Annotated in this window: 13 protein-coding genes and 2 tRNA genes; 7 read left to right on the top strand and 8 right to left on the bottom strand. The window is 39.9% G+C overall.

Annotation, left to right across the window (positions count from 1 at the left end):
* The first annotated feature begins 280 nt into the window (after positions 1-280).
* Entirely contained in the window at positions 281-646 is a 366-nt protein-coding gene (locus HWQ42_RS00755) for a VOC family protein (RefSeq protein ID WP_292808450.1), read from the top strand.
* A gap of 23 nt (positions 647-669) precedes the next feature.
* On the opposite strand, the gene HWQ42_RS00760 is transcribed toward HWQ42_RS00755, so the two are convergent.
* The gene (locus HWQ42_RS00760; protein WP_292808452.1) at positions 670-1,965 is read right to left on the bottom strand and encodes a hypothetical protein; all 1,296 of its coding nucleotides are present in this window, start codon (positions 1,963-1,965) and stop codon (positions 670-672) included.
* 38 nt (positions 1,966-2,003) lie between these two features.
* On the bottom strand, positions 2,004-3,077 hold the full coding sequence (murG, locus tag HWQ42_RS00765; RefSeq protein ID WP_292808454.1) for an undecaprenyldiphospho-muramoylpentapeptide beta-N-acetylglucosaminyltransferase: 1,074 nt from the start codon (positions 3,075-3,077) through the stop codon (positions 2,004-2,006).
* Positions 3,078-3,161: 84 nt separating this feature from the next.
* On the opposite strand from murG, the gene HWQ42_RS00770 reads away from it, so the two are divergent.
* The 4 genes from HWQ42_RS00770 (at position 3,162) to HWQ42_RS00785 (ending at position 7,085) form a co-directional block, all read left to right on the top strand.
* Complete coding sequence (locus HWQ42_RS00770) at positions 3,162-4,001, top strand: nuclear transport factor 2 family protein (protein WP_292808455.1); 840 nt, start codon at positions 3,162-3,164, stop codon at positions 3,999-4,001.
* A gap of 125 nt (positions 4,002-4,126) precedes the next feature.
* Positions 4,127-4,900 (top strand): SDR family oxidoreductase, encoded by a 774-nt coding sequence (locus HWQ42_RS00775; RefSeq protein WP_292808457.1) that lies wholly within the window; start codon positions 4,127-4,129, stop codon positions 4,898-4,900.
* Between the two features lie 597 nt (positions 4,901-5,497).
* Positions 5,498-5,570, top strand: a tRNA-Ala gene (locus HWQ42_RS00780).
* A 387-nt stretch (positions 5,571-5,957) separates the two neighbouring features.
* Positions 5,958-7,085: a sulfate ABC transporter substrate-binding protein gene (locus HWQ42_RS00785; protein WP_292808459.1), complete on the top strand. Its 1,128-nt coding sequence runs from the start codon at positions 5,958-5,960 to the stop codon at positions 7,083-7,085.
* Positions 7,086-7,093: 8 nt separating this feature from the next.
* On the opposite strand, the gene HWQ42_RS00790 is transcribed toward HWQ42_RS00785, so the two are convergent.
* The 3 genes from HWQ42_RS00790 to HWQ42_RS00800 all read right to left on the bottom strand — a co-directional run bounded on the left by HWQ42_RS00790 (position 7,094) and on the right by HWQ42_RS00800 (position 9,410).
* Positions 7,094-8,500, bottom strand: coding sequence for a 1-acyl-sn-glycerol-3-phosphate acyltransferase (locus tag HWQ42_RS00790; RefSeq protein ID WP_292808461.1), 1,407 nt, complete (start codon positions 8,498-8,500; stop codon positions 7,094-7,096).
* A gap of 112 nt (positions 8,501-8,612) precedes the next feature.
* Complete coding sequence (locus tag HWQ42_RS00795) at positions 8,613-9,059, bottom strand: DUF2127 domain-containing protein (RefSeq protein ID WP_292735095.1); 447 nt, start codon at positions 9,057-9,059, stop codon at positions 8,613-8,615.
* Between the two features lie 278 nt (positions 9,060-9,337).
* Positions 9,338-9,410: transfer RNA gene (locus HWQ42_RS00800), tRNA-Ala, on the bottom strand.
* A 71-nt stretch (positions 9,411-9,481) separates the two neighbouring features.
* Between HWQ42_RS00800 and HWQ42_RS00805 the strand changes: the two genes are divergently transcribed.
* On the top strand, positions 9,482-10,396 hold the full coding sequence (locus HWQ42_RS00805; protein WP_292808463.1) for a rhodanese-related sulfurtransferase: 915 nt from the start codon (positions 9,482-9,484) through the stop codon (positions 10,394-10,396).
* Positions 10,397-10,411: 15 nt separating this feature from the next.
* On the opposite strand, the gene HWQ42_RS00810 is transcribed toward HWQ42_RS00805, so the two are convergent.
* The 3 genes from HWQ42_RS00810 to psbA all read right to left on the bottom strand — a co-directional run bounded on the left by HWQ42_RS00810 (position 10,412) and on the right by psbA (position 16,169).
* Entirely contained in the window at positions 10,412-11,911 is a 1,500-nt protein-coding gene (locus HWQ42_RS00810) for an ATP-binding protein (RefSeq protein WP_292808465.1), read from the bottom strand.
* A gap of 10 nt (positions 11,912-11,921) precedes the next feature.
* A complete protein-coding gene (locus tag HWQ42_RS00815) occupies positions 11,922-14,246 on the bottom strand; it encodes a PAS domain S-box protein (protein ID WP_292808467.1) in 2,325 nt (774 codons plus the stop codon).
* A gap of 840 nt (positions 14,247-15,086) precedes the next feature.
* Entirely contained in the window at positions 15,087-16,169 is a 1,083-nt protein-coding gene (gene psbA / locus HWQ42_RS00820; RefSeq protein WP_094348373.1) for a photosystem II q(b) protein, read from the bottom strand.
* Between the two features lie 722 nt (positions 16,170-16,891).
* Between psbA and HWQ42_RS00825 the strand changes: the two genes are divergently transcribed.
* Positions 16,892-17,263: a DUF2237 domain-containing protein gene (locus HWQ42_RS00825; protein WP_292719525.1), complete on the top strand. Its 372-nt coding sequence runs from the start codon at positions 16,892-16,894 to the stop codon at positions 17,261-17,263.
* The last annotated feature ends 1 nt before the right edge of the window (position 17,264 follow it).

Consider the following 17,264-nt stretch of genomic DNA (forward strand, 5'->3'; position numbering starts at 1 on the left):
AAGTCTTTGCCTGTGAAACTACTTTACACTGCTTTACAATTTTTAATCAAGTTTTATTACTTCAGGAAACCTGATGCAAGTTATTAGTTTTGCTTATTTAAGCTCGATCTTTCTAGTGTTTGCGGGTGTTCCAAATACAGTGAACACAGAATTTAGATATGTTTACTCTGGTGTTAGTGTTCGCGCCCAAAAGATAAAATAGATAAGGAACATTGTTGTTGTCGACTCTGAATAAAGAGTTGATATGAATTACTACCAAAATTAGGAGGGAAGGTGTGACATGACAATTACTCTAAATCACACCATAGTGCCCGCACATGACAAAGAAGCGTCGGCGAGGTTTTTTGCAAAAATTTTCGGTTTAGAGGTCGAGCTTCCCGTTGGTCACTTCGCTGCTGTGCATATAAATGATGCATTAACGCTCGACTTCGCCGACGCTGAAGCGTTTGAGCCACATCATTATGCGTTCCATGTCAGTGATGAAGAATTTGATGCAATTTTTGCACGCATCAAAGAGGCAGGTATTGAATACAGTAGCGACCCCATGCATCAGAATAAAGGACAAATTAACCACAGAAAGGAAGGTCGTGGCTTCTATTTCTATGACTCCGATGGCCACAACTTAGAATTGTTAACCCGTGCATAGATTTTTGATATCGGGTCAATGCATTATTTCTTGACTAAAAAATATGCTGTGGCATGGTCTGGTAATTGGCTAATATTCTGCCCAAATTCTTTTTTATTCTTAAAAATACCTGCCAAAAAATCGAGCTGATAAAGATTGGGTAAAAATGCTCCGCCTGTATCGGCGATGACTCCCATTTGCAGATGTTTGCGTCCACCTTGAGTATGCTCAATCACAATCACCTTACCTAAACCGATATTCAAAACATCTCCAGCAAAAGTAACTCCGGGTTTGATAGAAATTTTGGCATCTATTTTGTATCCATAGCCTTTAATAGCATCAACTTCTCTAAAATACCAATAGCGCTTTTGTGCTGTTGCCTTTAATCCCCGGATATAAGCCATTCCATTGTTTCTATCTACATTAAAAAAGGCCTTATAACCATCGGTAAAATTAATCAGGATTGTTCCTTCCATAATTGCTTCTTCTAAGCCATTTCTGGTTAGATAAGCAAGAGTATTAACTTTTCCAAATTCTCTACCACCTGGTTCATAAATACCAGATAAAACATCTTGCTTTGTGTAGCGAGTGTAGAACTTATCGTTATTAGAGTTATCTTTTAAGCTATAAATTGGTATATTAAAAGTAGAGGTTTTCTTGCGGGAACCAGGGTGAGTAAATACAGCATATTTGGTAATTCGTAATTGTTTTTGCTGTTTACTTTTGGGGTTGTAGGGAGACCATTTAATGACTCGAAAATTAGTATTAATAAATTTAGAGTCTTGTAAACGAGTAGCCCGATTATTCGCAATATCCTCCTTCAAAACAGCAATCATAAAATCCAAAGTTTTGAGGACATCTGGTACAGTAACTCCTTGAGTAGCAAGCACTCCTGTACGCATAATATCCGGGTCTTCGGAAGCATAATCTTGAAAATATTTTCTAGTATTAACAAGAACAGTTAATAAATCTCCTTGATTGAATTTAACCTTACTATTTGGTAGTTTTCCTGGAGTAGCAATCTGGCTACCATTAATGTTAAATTTATATTTTTTGAACTCATCAACAACTGGATAGGGTGCAGATGCTGCTAACAAATTCTGTCGAGATGAAAAAGCATTTTGAAACCTTGAGTTAAGTTGTTCGGCAGCTTGATTTGAGGTCAGCGAAATCTGTGATTGAAGTAGGACAGAATTTTCTTGTTGAGTAAATGACTGATTTTGTTGAGCTAGTTGTTTAGTTTTTGAGTGGGTATATAGATAACTACTTGCTAAACTGACAATTAATAAAGCAGTACAACCTACTGTGAAGCGAAATTTTTTACTCAATAACATATTCATAACTGGAAAAATACATTTCTAATGCTAAATAATTAACGTTATGTTTCTATTACCTCACGCACTAATTGCGCCAACTTTTCGGCACTATCAGGAACTGCGATCGCATAAGCTTTTTCCCTCATCTTTGCTAACTCTTGCGGTGACTGCAATAAATTCAACACATTATTTTGCAATACTTCAGTCGTCAACTCAGATTGCTTCAACGTTAACGCTGCACCAGCTTTTGTAAATACGTCTGCATTGTAAGATTGATGGTCTTCTGCGGCAAAGGGGTAAGGAATCAAAATCGCTGGCGTTCCACACACTGCCAATTCTGTTAAGCTACCTGCACCAGAACGACTAATAGCCAAAGAAGCACGTTGCAACAACGCCGCCATATTGTTGTAAAAAGGTAAGGCTATGTACTGTGGATGTTTGAGACTATCTGCTTCGGGATCGCGATCGCCAGTTAAATGTACTACATAAACACCAGCATCAAACCAAGCTTTTGCAGATTCGCGCACCAACTTATTCACTGCAACTGCACCCTGGCTACCACCAAAAACAACAATTAAAGGCACACCATCAGGAATAGCTAAATCAAGTGGTGCATTAATTGCCCCATCAAGAAATTGCTCTCTTACAGGAGTACCAACATAGACATTTTTGGCACGAGGTAAATACTTAGCAGCTACTTCAAATCCCAAGGCTACCGCACTACACCAAGGGCCAAAAAAGCGAGTTACTTTACCTGGTAAGGCGTTAGATTCGTGGAAAACCACAGGTAAACCGAGAGAACGCGCCGCAATGACGGCTGGTCCAGCAATGTAACCGCCTGTGGTAAACACCCCTTGAAAATGTCCCTGTTTGAGAATTCGTCTGACTTCTAGAATCGAAAGGGCGAGTTTACCCAAAATGCGAATCGAGGAAATTCCAAACCCTTGCTGAAACCCTTCAACTGCAATAGTATTCAAGGGATACTGTTTGGGGACAAGTTGAGTTTCTAGGCGATCGGGTACTCCCAGCCATTCTATTTGATAATCTGGAAGTTTTTGCGCCAGGGCGATCGCTGGAAACAAATGTCCACCAGTCCCACTGGCAGCTATTAATAATCGTATCGGTGCGTTTGCCATCAAACCTCTACCGTTTAGCGTCTAGCTTAACTAAGATAAAACAATTTGCTTACTTTCTCTAATCAAATCAGTAAATTCTTACCAATGACTAACATTATTACCGCCTTAGTGAGACGACAACTCAAATTTCCAGCAAATATCTGGCTAGTTTCGTTTCTGCTGACTATTGGTTTAACAAGCGGTTGGCAACGCACTCAGGCGACGACACCACAGCAGTTATCTCAAGCCACAACAGCCCAAAATGCACCAGCCGATCTGAAAAACCTGTTGACACAAGTTGATAGCGCTGCTAGCCGAGGCGATGTCAAAGGGGTGTTGCAATTCTACAGTCCCAATTTCACTCATGGCGATGGATTAAACCTCCAAACCCTGGAAAAGTCTTTGACTTCACTTTGGCAACGATATCCGAAATTGCAATACAGCACGAAACTGCTATCTTCAAAACCTGAAGCCAATGGGATTATTGCTGAAACAGAAACGAAGATAACTGGCTTACCCTCCGGTAATAGTAAGAAGTTAGCTCTTAATGCCACGATTAAATCACGTCAGCGCATTGAAAATGGAAAAATAGTCCGCCAAGACATTTTGTCAGAACGCACCCTACTTACTTCTGGCAGCAACCCACCCCAAATTGATATTAAATTACCACAGCAAGTACAAGTCGGTCAGAAGTATAATTTTGATGCGATCGTCCAAGAGCCACTGGGTGATGATTTTCTACTAGGAACGGCGCTAGAAGAATCTATCCAAGCAGATAAATTTCTTAACCCTACACCCGTGGATTTAGAATTACTGACATCTGGCGGACTGTTTAAAACGGGACAAGCACCATCTACCCCAGGTAGCCAATGGATTTCTGCTGTCATCCTGCGAGGTAATGGAATGACTATGGTAACTCAGCGCTTGCAAGTGGTGAAGAAGTAGTTAGGAGTTAGGAGTTAGGAGTTAGGAGTTAGGAGTTATAGACCGACTGATGATAAATTATGAACGATGAAACTTCTGCTAATTCATAATTCATAACTGTTAACTCCTCACTCCTAACTATCCTAATGACTTCCCTACAAAATCAAATCATTTTGATCACTGGTGCAAGTAGTGGTATTGGTACTGCTTGTGCAAAAATCTTTGCTGGTGCAGGTGCAAAACTGATTTTGGCAGCACGACGGTTAGAACGTTTGCAGCAGCTAGGAGATACTCTCAATAAAGATTTTGGTACTGAAATTCATTTATTACAGCTAGATGTGCGCGATCGCCATGCTGTTGAATCTGCTATTGCAACTCTACCCTCTGCCTGGTCTGACATCGACATTCTCATTAATAATGCTGGTCTAAGTCGTGGTTTAGACAAGTTGCACGAAGCCAACTTTCAAGACTGGGAAGACATGATTGATACTAACGTTAAGGGTTTACTTTATGTCTCCCGCTATGTTGTTCCGGGAATGGTAAGTCGCGATCGCGGTCATGTGGTAAATTTAGGTTCCATCGCCGGACATCAAACCTATCCTGGTGGTAATGTCTACTGTGCTAGCAAAGCTGCTGTGAGAGCCATTTCTGAAGGTTTAAAACAAGACCTATTGGGTACGCGAGTCCGTGTAACTTCCGTTGACCCTGGTATGGTAGAAACGGAATTTAGCGAGGTACGCTTTCACGGAAATACTGAACGCGCCAACAAAGTCTACCAAGGAGTTACACCCCTAACAGCAGATGATGTGGCTGATGTGATATTTTTCTGTGTGACGCGATCGCCCCATGTCAATATTAATGAAGTTGTGCTAATGCCTGTTGACCAAGCTAGCGCTACCCTAGTTAATCGACGAATATAAATAAAAGTAACCCATCTCATACCATTCTCAAAAAGCTTACCCTTGCCACTTACTCTACTCAAGAGACATTTGGTAGAAAAAATGTTAGAGACCCAGTAGTGCTACGTCTCTATAAGGCAATACGCTTGGGTTAAGCATTTCTTTCTTCTCTTTGTTTGCGTCCTTTGCTTTGCGTCCAACTCTTACGAGACGCTGCGCGTAGCTTGCTTCCCCGAAGGGGTATGCGGTTCGTTAAAAAAATTGACTTTGGCAAAGAGTTTCCTTTAATAGCAGACTTTTTCAGAGAAGAAAATAAACCACCATTAAAATGTGAAATTTTTGGTTTTGCGACCTCAATTTGTGAAAACATTGAAAATCAATAGTCACTTTTGAATAATCATATAAATTAATAAAACCCTTGCTATACAAGGTTTTTGCAGGATAAAATTAACAACATTAATTTGTTAAACTACGACATCTAAGTTTGTGAACGTACACTGATACATAAATTAATATAGTTGTCTTGACTTAAATTAGATAAACTGGCATAATAATTAAACTAATACAGTTTATAGAGCTAATTAGTAAGCTTAAAAATACTTACTTACTAAGGGTTCTGGGGTTATAGCGCAGTTGGTAGCGCACCTCAATGGCATTGAGGGGGTCAGCGGTTCGAATCCGCTTAGCTCCATTATTAAAACCTACCTACTCAAAACCTGTTGTCACTTCAAGGATAAAGTGGCCGCTCTTAAAACCTGGAATCCTTATTTTTACGTTGACAAAATTTGTAAGCGATAAATTCGTTAAGCTCCGCTAACATATTCAATGGTCAGCTATTGGTTGTCGCTTTGGACAATTAATGTTTGTTGTCGCATCAAGCTGAGTTGAACAGCCTCCGCTTCTGGCTGGTTGATTTCGATACGGAGATAATTTGTTTAAATTTAGGTTAACAAAAAGTTATTTGTCCTTAACCACTGTTTTATAATACCTCTTAACTACAGTATCTAGATAAAGCTACCGCAGATTTAAGGGAAATTTGATGAACCAGAGGCAACGTACTTTTCAATCAAGGAGATATTTGACTGAATTAGTTCAGACTTATATTGTTAAAGCTTTACACGCTACAAGACAGTGGTATGTACAACTAATACGAAATTGGTTGTACAAGTCTTCTTCATTGAGTGTTACGTCCCTATTCTTAGTCGGAGTTAGCTTGAGTGTCATGATAGCTGCCTGCTCTCCACGTGATATCAATAATACTGGCACAACTTCCCAGAATGATGTAACACTAACGTTTGTTTCTTACTCAGTTACTAGCGCAGCATACCAGCAGATCATTCCCAAATTTATTGAACAGTGGAAGAAAAAATATAACCAAAACGTCACTTTCAATCAAAGTTATGATGGGTCAGGTTCCCAGACCCTTGCTGTGATTGACGGTAAAGAAGCTGATGTGGTGCACCTGTCACTTGCCCTTGATATTAATAAACTTGTTCAGGCAGGGTTTATTCAACCGGGGTGGGAAAAAGAAGCGCCTAATGATGCAATTGTTACCAAATCTCTAGACGCGATCGCTATTCGTGAAGGTAATCCCAAAAATATCAAAACTTGGGCAGATTTAGCACGAGATGGCGTAAATGTGGTTACACCAGACCCTAGAACCTCTGGCGGTGCTCGCTGGAACTTCCTTAGTCTTTGGGGTTCCGTAACAAAAACTGGCAAAAATGAAAATCAAGCAATGGACTTTACCTCTAAAGTCTATAACAATGCACCTTTGTTACCTAAAACGGCTCGAAATGCCAGTGAACTATTCTTTAACGATAATCAAGGTGATGTTCTGCTCAACTACGAAAACGAGATGATTTTGTTAGCAAAAAATGGTAAAAAAATCTCATATATTGTGCCTGATATTAATATCTCCATCGACAATCCTGTTGCTGTTGTAGACAAAAATGTTGATAAACATGGTACTCGCCCGATTGCCGAAGCATTTATCAAATTTCTTTACACTCCAGAGTCGCAACGAGAGTTTACCAAATTAGGATTTCGTCCTGTTGACCTGACTGTTACAAAAGAAACGGAAGGCAAATTTCCTAAAATTAAAACAATTTTCAAAGCTCAAGATTTAGGAGGATGGGACGAAATTCAAAAGAAATTTTTTGATGAAGGTGCAATCTTTGACAAAATTCGAGCGAAAAAGTCTTAGAATTTCTGTTATCTAATCATCTTCTCTAAAGCGATTTGCAAATCTTTTGTCAAATCGCTCACAGCTTGTTTAGACGCTTGGCGATCGCCCTGACAATTTCTGAAGCGTTCTGTAACTGAAATTGGCTCTCCCACAGTGATTTGTGCCTGTCGCAAACCTAACCGAGGTCGCCCCGGAAGTGTTGTATTCTGAATTCTAGAAAGCATATCGAATACAAGCAAAGCTGTTTCCGCAAACCGTTCCGCCGTTGGTTGTTCTTGAATATAAGTAGCTGTGACTGCAACAAAACTTTCCACTATCCGCATGTGCCGCATTCGCAAGTCGGCTTCTTCAGCAATCCAGTTTGCTAAACCGCGTTTGAAGGGTGCTAAAGCATTAATATCTGGCAAATCTTCTCGGTAAATGTAACTCCAGCCAGCTTCTTCTAAACGACGACAGCGGTCAATAAAATTACCCTGCCCTTGAACTTCAAAATATTGCTCGGTAACTTGTAAAGCCTTATCTAGTAGGCGATGGAGTCGGGCAATTAATACCTGATTAGCACTAGTAGATTCATCAGTTAAGATGGTTTTTGGGATGTCTTGATGATAGAAGCGACGATAAAACTCTTCCATCTCGGTAATCAGATATTCAGCCAACCTACAGAGGCGTTGATAGTAAATCTCTTCGCGATTGCCCGAATCACTTTCCAAAACTTTCAAGCCACTATCAGCTTCTAACTTACTAAATAGCCAATCCAGCTTAGACCAAGGTGGCTCAACGTAGCGATATTGGATAGCGATCGGCACAACGATCACAGTCTCAGAACGGTTAGCTTTTTGTAAGTCTTCTACACACCAGAAGCCCATTTGAGCAACACCAGGTTCTAAGGGGCTAACAATGCCACTATGACCATTAGTACCGCCTTCCGGTGCCACTGCGATCGGTAGTTCGCCATTAGCAAACAACTCTCGTGCATTTTGGATAGCTTGCCGATCTAGTCGCCTACCACGACGAACCGGCACACCCCCCAGCAGAGAGAACAGCCAACCTAGCCACTTTCCAGCCCAAACTGTCATACCTCGGTCATAAAGAAAATAGCTATGAACCAGGGATTTTAGTGTAATACCTTTTTGACGAGCAACTTGTGGCACAATACGAGAAAGCAAATACAGCATACAGAGGGGATCTTCTACCTCTGGGTGGCGAAATGCTAACAAAAAGCGAATTTTTCCAGACTGGAATTGTTGGTATAGTTCAGCTAATACTTCAACATTCTTGGCTTCAATCTTGACAATCCCAGCCGATAGCCAAGGGCGAGTACGAAACCGTAGTGCGATCGGCAGTAACCACCGAACAATCTGGAGTACCAGCGGATTCAACCGTTGAGGAATAAATTTTAGTGGTGGTTGAGTAGACTGAATCGATCTAGGCAAGTTGCTCTCCAGATTGTATTTCTAGCGATTGTACAACGTGGGGTCTTGGTTTTACGGAAACCCGTAGGCTCTTGTCGTCAAACATTTCAAGTACCTTTCTTCTTATCAAAAATTAGTTTGGATGTTTAGGAAAATTTCGGAATAGATAGCCAAATACTGCTAAGTTCAACAAAAAAACGAATATTTTTATCAGAGATATTCCCTGAATCAATTCATAAATCTCTGGTGGAATACTGATACCGACAAGTCCCAATACCAAGACATGTGCCCAACGCTTTTCGTACCATAAACCAACGGCTTCAATAGCAGTAACAATAGCATAGATGCCTGTTCCGATACCGCTAAATGCCAGAGTTCTAGGATTTAAGTTAACAACTTTTTTTAAAAGCCAATCAATAATTATCGATTTACCTTCTAAAACATAATTTTCTGAAAATGCCTCTAGAGTTTGATAATTTTTTAATGTCAATAATAAAGCGATCGAAGTAACCATAAGCAGCAAGGCGGTAAATGATTTGTATAGAACAATTGCCACTAACCCCAATGGACGCTTTTCCAAACAACCCCCTAAGTATAGATAAGTCAAATTTTGAACGATTAAAATTACCTAAGTGCTGTCAAGTCAAAGTTTACCTCCTTATCCAGAGATTCTTCTAACTAAGTACGGCTTTGAATTGGTGCAATGGATGCAATACCATAATTTCCTCTCCCCGAACCCCTTGCCTCACAAGGAAAATAACCCCATTTTTTGATGATGAATGGGGTTTTAATTGATTTGAATGTGCGTAGGCTAGTAAAAACGGCAGCCATCGCACATTTCTAATCAAAAATTTGCAATGGAGGTTAGCGGACTCGAACCGCTGACATCCTGCTTGCAAAGCAGGCGCTCTACCAACTGAGCTAAACCCCCATAAAATTAAAATAGTAGATAACTTTGATTACCGTTGTTATTCTAACTTATATTGTTCTATTACCAAAGGGATGAAGCCAGAAAATATTCAAGTTGTTGCAGCACTGTATAAATTTGTTAAGCTGCCAGACTTTGCCGATAAACGAGATCCTCTGCTGTCTTACTGCCAAGCACAAGGTGTCAAGGGGACGATTTTGCTAGCACTTGAAGGGATTAACGGTACAATTGCCGGTTCGCGTCAGGCCATTGACTCAGTTCTCTGGTTTCTACGTTCTGACCCCCGTTTAGCAGACTTAGAATCCAAAGAGTCCTATACCGAAACCCCACCCTTTGAGCGGATGAAGGTGCGGTTGAAGCAAGAAATTGTTACTTTGGGGTTGCCAGAAATTGACCCTAGTGAGCAAGTTGGTATCTATGTCAATCCTCAAGAATGGAATGATTTAATTTCCAATCCAGAAGTAATTGTGATTGATACCCGCAATGATTATGAGGTGAATATCGGTACTTTCCAAGGGGCAGAAAATCCCCAAACTGAATCATTCCGCGAATTTCCTGATTATGTGAGCCACCATCTTGACCCAACTAAACACAAAAAGGTTGCTCTCTTTTGTACAGGCGGCATTCGCTGTGAAAAAGCTTCATCCTTCATGCTTGCTCAAGGCTTTGCAGAAGTTTATCATCTCAAGGGCGGTATTCTTAAGTATTTACAGGAAGTTCCAGCACAAGAAAGTTTATGGGAAGGAGAATGTTTTGTTTTTGATGAGCGGGTAGCCGTTAGTCATGGATTGGAGAAAGGAAGTTATGAGTTGTGCCTCTGTTGTGGGCGTCCGATTTCAGAAGAAGATAAAGTGTCTCCCAAATATGAGCAAGGTATCTCCTGTCCCGATTGTTTTGATAGCCTCACCGAGGAGAAAAGAGCGCGTCAGCAAGAAAAATGGCGCCACTACCGAACCCAAGTTGGCAACAAAAATCAGGATGTGAGTTGAAGAATAATTTATAACTCATGATTCAGAATTTAATGGCAAAATTACTGTAAATTTAGTACCAATTCCAACTTCACTTGTGACACTGATTTTACCCTGATGAGCATCAACGCATCTTTTAACAATTACTAACCCCAATCCAGTACCCTGAATTGATTTGACATTTGAGGCTCGGTAGAATGATTCAAACAGTCGAGCTTGGTCTGGTTCGGGAATACCCATACCCCGATCTTGAATGTAAAAAGTTGCTACTTTCTCAATTGGGTCACATATTAAATCAAACTGAATCTTGCCACCTTGGGGAGAATATTTAACCGCATTTGAGAGAAGATTTGCAAATAGGTAATGTAAGAGTCCTTCATCCATGACAGCGGACGTATTCTCACTATGACAGGTAAAAACAATTTCACACATACTGCTTTTAACCATCAAAAAATCTTCGAGTAACTCTCGACAAAATTGCTCTAGGTTAAGGAGAGCAGGGTTGAATATGAGTTTTTCTGCTTCTGCTCTACCCATAAACAGCACTTCTTCCATGAGTTGTTCCATAGATTGGACAGCACCTTGAATTCGCTTTAAATATATGCCTCTTTTTGTATCGGTCAAATTTGCTCCTTGCATTTCCATGAGTTCTACTGCGGTTTGAACAACAGTTAGAGGATTACGGAACTCATGAGATACGGTAGAGATAAATAGAGACTTGAGACGGTTAAGTTCTTGCTCCTTCTCTAATGCTTGCTCTAGCAATTTTGTTTGCCGTCGTTCGCTAAGATCCCAAAAAACAACTACTACACCATTTATCTGGTCAGTTCCTCGCTTCAGTGGGGAAGCACTATCGCCAATGGGAACTCTTTTGCCGTTTTTTGTAATCAGAGATGTGAATTCCCCTAAATAAACAACCTGTTGCTCACGCAGGACTTTTGTCACAGGATTTTCTAATGTAGCCTCTGTAACTTCATCGACAATATGAAAAATCTTCGCCGCCTCATTTCCTAAAGCATCTTTTTGCTGCCAACCGGTCAGGGCTTCGGCTGCGGGATTCATGAATGTCATCTTTCCTTGCTCATTAGTAGCGATTACAGCATCACTCATTGAGTTTAAAAGGGTTGCTAACTGATCTCGATTTTCCCGGAGTTCACGTTCTAACTGATGTTTTAAAAGACCGATCTCGATGGCAATTTTTAAATCTTTTGTAGTAAATGGTTTAACTATGTATCCAAAAGGCTGGGTAATTTTGGCTCTTTCTAAAGTATGATCGTCGCCATAAGCGGTTAAATAAATTACAGGTACATCTAACTGCTCGCGAATCTGGCTGGCGGTAGTAATACCGTCCATCTCACCTTTAAGAATAATATCCATTAATACTAGTTCTGGTTGAGTTTCCGATGCCTTGGCAATGGCAACTTTTCCAGATGAAGCTGTCCCCGTAACAATGTATCCTAGCTGACTGAGTTGACTAGCAATAGTTCTAGCCACAATCACTTCATCTTCAACAACTAAAATCCTAGCTTGGCCCATTTGATATTTATTAATGCAAAGTTAACTGCGTAAATTTTATTTTGAATACTGTTCCACGATCGCGTTCTAGAGTAATATCGCCTTCTAGTTGTTCTATAACCAAGTCATGTACTAACGACAGACCCAAAGAATCAGTATTTCTCCAATCTAAATTATCTGGTAAACCAATCCCATTATCTCGGATAGTCATCTCGATACTATTGCCAATATTGTGTAAAGCGATACTGATTTTGCCTACTTGTTGATTGGGAAAAGCGTGTTTGAGAGCATTGGAGATTAATTCGTTAATCACCAATCCACAGGCAATAGCTTGATCGACATTCAAGCTTACTGAATCTATATCAGTTTCTAGAGAAATTTTACCAGGACATATTTGATAGGAAATGAGCAAGCTGGCTGCTAAATTACTGATATAGTCAGCGACATCAATTTGTCCGATATTAGCGGAAGTATATAAATTTTTGTGAATTAGAGATATTGACTCAATTCGATTTTGACTTTCTCGAAGAACTTTGATTATTTCTGGATCTTTGAGCGTTTGAGACTGAAGTTGTAATAAACTGGAGACAATTTGCAAATTATTTTTAACTCGATGATGAACTTCTTTTAAAAGAACTTCTTTTTCAGCTAAAGCAGTTTTTAACTTTATTTGAGCTTTTTGTCTTTGAACAAGTTCAGTTTGAGCTTGCGCTAAGATGCTGGATTGTTGAATTGCGATCGCTAATTGGACTGTAACTTGATCGAGCAAATCTAATTGATTTTCTTCCCACTCACGAAAACTAGAGCATTGGTGAGCAATCAGTAAACCCCAAATGTGAGAGCCAGGGTTTTGAGAGCTTACTTCTAGTAAAATTGGCACAACTAAATTTGCTTTCACCTCAAATTGTTCTAACAGGCGAATATGGCAATCAGTTAGTCCAGCTTCATAAATATTAGCGATCGCTCGTTTGTGTCCCTGATAATATTCCAATCCTGCACCTGTTTGAAAACACGTATCAGGAATCTCCACACCTAAAGAAACTGTCCATCCAGGTTCCACTGATTCTGCCATAATTGTGCCGATCATCTCTGAGTCAAACTGATAAACTACTACTCGATCAACCCCAAGTAAATCTCGCACTTCCTGAACTGTTGCATTCAGAATATCTTGAAGATTCAAAGATTGACGAATCCGTTGAGCAACAGTTCGCATCAATTGCTCCCGCTCGGCTTGGGCTTTTAGAGCTAGTTCAGTTTGCTTACGTTCTGTGATATCTTGCCCAATACCGATAATTTGACCATTTGAAAGGTAAACATTAGTCCAAGACGTATCCAATAAACGACCATCGCGCACCTGAGTTTTAAAGTCACCCCAATTGCGTTGTGCAGACTGCATATAACTAATTACATACTGTCGATATTCAGGATTAGGGTATAGTGCTTCCAAAACATCACGAGTTTGGAAATCTTGAAATTTCCAACCGAGAATATTTTCCCATTCTTGGTTCACCCACTGGAGTTTACCATTGGCATTGACCAGGGCAATCATCAATGGTATATTCTCAAAAATTATCCGCAAAAACTCATTTTGTTCTTGAAGTTTTGTTTCCGCATTTTTGCGGTCATTAATATCATTAAATACTGTTAAAATGGCTGAATCATTGTTAAAAACTAAATATTGTAAGGAAGCGATCGCCCAAAAATAAGTTCCATCTGCTTTTTTTAATTGCAGTTCATAATTATGAATAAAACCTTGCTGATTAAGAACTTTTAACAGTGCTTCTAAATCTGTAATATTATGATATAAATCAACAATTTTTTTGCGATTAACTAAATACTCTGGGGAAAACTGAAATGTTTGAAGCAACTCTGTATTAGCGTATAAAATTAACCCATCAGACACACGCGAAATAATGAATGGAACAGGAATAGCTTCAGAAATAACTCGAAATCTAGCTTCACTTTGTTGAAGAGTTCTTTCTATTTGTTTGTGTTCTGTAATATCTCGTATATGAACTAAGCGAGCCTTATAACTGCCATAGTCTATTGTCTGTGTGAAAATTTCAACATCAATAATCTGTCCATCTTTTCGCTGATGTCGCCATCGCCCAGTAAAGTCTAAGCTAGAGTGCTTTTGTCCTAAATATTCAAGCAAGCTAGGCACATCTTCTGAAGGACGAATGTCAGTTATTCGCATTTGCAAGAACTCTTCTCGTGAGTAGCCGTAGTGAACAACAGCAGCTTCATTTACATCTAAAAATTGCAGATTATTCTGGTTATATACCCACATAGGATTGGGATTTTTAGAAAAAAGTAAATTAAAACTCCTTTGGCTTTCATTTTCAGGAAATAGCATTAGTGGTTATGTGATAAAAGTTTTTATTATGTACTAAATTTAATGAGTTAAAATCTGAAAAAATTATTTTTTATGATTCAATCTTCTACTGATTCAGAATTCCATGCATAAGCTCTTTGATATTTAGGGATAAAAAACATCAGTCTGTACTCAAAGAGACTTCCCACAGAGGTATATGTCGGTTCAATATTCATGCAAATCTCGCAGTGTAAAATATGTCTGATAGTTTACACTAAGGAAATATCACTTGCACAGCTTGGGGTAAGACAAAATAGCCTGAAATGCCTACATACTAAAGAATGTGGCAATTTATGATAAAACAACAAAGAGCCTTCATTCGCAATAAGCATTGTTTAATGATAAAAAAGTGGGTTCAGGCAACTTGTCAGGGCAACAAGCAGTATTTAATCAAGAATTACCACTGTTTAAAAATTATAAAATTGTAGTATTGGGAGAGCGCCAATTTTGTTCATCAAAATCCGTAAACTGCGTCATATAAAAGAAAGTGTACTTTTATTTAGGTATAAAAAAGGATGCCTTTAAAGAAATAGAAAATATTGCAGGGAAATGGAAACGTAAATATTTAGGAGTTGCACCATCGATATGGATGGTTTATTCTCACAAACTTAGATACTTTAGAATCTACTATCAAAGCTTATAAAGAACGGTTTGATATTGAATAAATAAGATTAATTTTATAGCACCCGCCGTGTTGTACTAGGACAAGAGGACAAGCGGATGAAATTTTACAAATGGACTGAGCTTACAATTCCTATACATTTAAACAAAAAGCGCTCTCCGTAAAAGGAGAGCGCTTTTTGATTTAGCTAAACTTCAGAATTAACCGTTGATAGCAGGAGCGGTAAGAGCTACAGGAGCAGAATCACCAGCAGCCAAATCGAGAGGGAAGTTGTGAGCGTTACGCTCGTGCATTACTTCCATACCCAGGTTAGCGCGGTTGATTACATCCGCCCAAGTTGCAATCACACGACCTTCAGAGTCAATGATTGATTGGTTGAAGTTGAAACCGTTCAAGTTGAACGCCATTGTGCTTACACCCAAGGCGGTGAACCAGATACCGATAACAGGCCATGCTGCTAAGAAGAAGTGCAGTGAACGGCTGTTGTTGAAGGAAGCGTATTGGAAGATTAGACGACCGAAGTAGCCGTGGGCTGCAACGATGTTGTAGGTTTCTTCTTCTTGACCGAACTTGTAACCGTAGTTAAGGGACTCGGTTTCGGTTGTTTCACGAACCAAGGAAGATGTAACCAAAGAACCGTGCATTGCACTGAACAAACTTCCGCCGAATACACCAGCTACACCTAATTGGTGGAAGGGGTGCATCAAGATGTTGTGTTCTGCTTGGAACACGATCATGAAGTTGAATGTTCCAGAAATACCCAAAGGCATACCATCAGAGAATGATCCTTGTCCGATGGGGTATACCAAGAATACTGCACTTGCTGCTGCAACAGGAGCAGAATATGCAATCGCAATCCAAGGACGCATACCTAAGCGGTAGGATAATTCCCATTCCCGACCCATGTAGCAGAATATCCCAATCAGGAAGTGGAAAATTACCAATTGGTAAGGACCGCCGTTGTACAACCACTCATCTAAGGAAGCTGCTTCCCAAATTGGGTAGAAGTGCAAACCGATAGCGTTGGAGGAAGGAACAACTGCACCAGAGATGATGTTGTTTCCGTAAATCAATGAACCTGCAACAGGTTCACGGATACCATCGATGTCTACTGGAGGTGCTGCGATGAAGGCAATTACGAAGCAAGCTGTTGCAGCTAGCAAGGTGGGGATCATTACTACGCCGAACCAACCGATGTAGATGCGGTTGTTGGTGCTGGTGATCCATTCACAGAATCGATCCCATACGTTGGCGCTTTCGCGACGTTGTAAGGTTGCTGTCATTGTTTTATAAGTGCGGTTAGTTATTTATGAATCAGGCGGTAAAGTCTTTGCCTGTGAAACTACTTTACACTGCTTTACAATTTTTAATCAAGTTTTGTTACTACAGTAAACCTGATGCTAGTTATCAGGTTTGCTTATTTAAAAGCAAGCAACGAGGCAGGAATACGCCGAAGTTATCTTTATATATGACATTACATATCTGGTTATATGCCTCTTTAGAATCGGTGTCTAATTTTATGTCTACGATTGCTGAATGGGAGCAACCCTCTATTCGCGCAGCCTTTCGTAGAAAAGGCAACAAGAAATTCTGATGTTGGAGGCTACAAGTATTATTTGCTTACTTCTCTGGGAATAATAAGTTTGTATATTACCGCTATTCTAAAAAATTAACCCTCAGCTTACCACTGAGGGCTTTTTTTGTTTGGCAAAATGGCATATCTGTAAATTACAGGGTTGCTATGGTATTTGAGTAGGATACATTCCATGCGAAAGTACTGACTTGCATTACCCCTGGTAGTTTGCCAGGGGTTTTTATTTTAACTGAGAGCGATCGCTCTTAAATATTCTGCTGAGAAATTTATTTTTAACGATTTTGAGATAAGTAATTATAGCATTCCCTGCTTTTGGGAATTAATTAGCGATCGCGATTTTTATTCAACCAGGAAATTGACAATAAATATAAGCTTATATCAAGTGGAAAAATCAAGTACAACGAATTAACGATGACAGACGCTAAAAATGTAATCGATGGAAACCTAGAGGTTTGCTGTACTTCTCCCATGACTGGGTTTCACCGCGACGGTTTTTGTCGTACAGGTGGTCAAGATTTTGGGTCGCATGTCGTATGTGCCCAAGTGACATCAGAATTCCTGGAGTTCACCAAATCACAAGGGAACGACCTCAGCACAGCAGTTCCTGATTTTAATTTTCCTGGATTGAAGCCTGGCGATCGCTGGTGTTTGTGTGCTTCTCGCTGGCAAGAAGCTCTAGAAGCTGGCGTTGCTCCACCCGTCATACTTTCAGCAACCCATGCTAGAGCTTTGGAGGTGGTTTCTCTAGACGAACTCAAAAAACATGCTTTAACTTCGTCTTGAT

The organism is Nostoc sp. JL23 (assembly GCF_017115065.1).
GTDB lineage: Bacteria > Cyanobacteriota > Cyanobacteriia > Cyanobacteriales > Nostocaceae > Nostoc > Nostoc punctiforme_A.

What these genes read in the sequence shown, in the direction of transcription:
- HWQ42_RS00755 (WP_292808450.1), top strand. Translation starts at nt 281, where the DNA reads ATGACAATTACTCTAAATCACACCATAGTGCCCGCACATGACAAAGAA.
- HWQ42_RS00760 (WP_292808452.1), bottom strand. Translation starts at nt 1,965, where the DNA reads ATGAATATGTTATTGAGTAAAAAATTTCGCTTCACAGTAGGTTGTACT.
- murG (WP_292808454.1), bottom strand. Translation starts at nt 3,077, where the DNA reads ATGGCAAACGCACCGATACGATTATTAATAGCTGCCAGTGGGACTGGT.
- HWQ42_RS00770 (WP_292808455.1), top strand. Translation starts at nt 3,162, where the DNA reads ATGACTAACATTATTACCGCCTTAGTGAGACGACAACTCAAATTTCCA.
- HWQ42_RS00775 (WP_292808457.1), top strand. Translation starts at nt 4,127, where the DNA reads ATGACTTCCCTACAAAATCAAATCATTTTGATCACTGGTGCAAGTAGT.
- HWQ42_RS00805 (WP_292808463.1), top strand. Translation starts at nt 9,482, where the DNA reads ATGAAGCCAGAAAATATTCAAGTTGTTGCAGCACTGTATAAATTTGTT.
- HWQ42_RS00810 (WP_292808465.1), bottom strand. Translation starts at nt 11,911, where the DNA reads ATGGGCCAAGCTAGGATTTTAGTTGTTGAAGATGAAGTGATTGTGGCT.
- HWQ42_RS00815 (WP_292808467.1), bottom strand. Translation starts at nt 14,246, where the DNA reads ATGCTATTTCCTGAAAATGAAAGCCAAAGGAGTTTTAATTTACTTTTT.
- psbA (WP_094348373.1), bottom strand. Translation starts at nt 16,169, where the DNA reads ATGACAGCAACCTTACAACGTCGCGAAAGCGCCAACGTATGGGATCGA.
- HWQ42_RS00825 (WP_292719525.1), top strand. Translation starts at nt 16,892, where the DNA reads ATGACAGACGCTAAAAATGTAATCGATGGAAACCTAGAGGTTTGCTGT.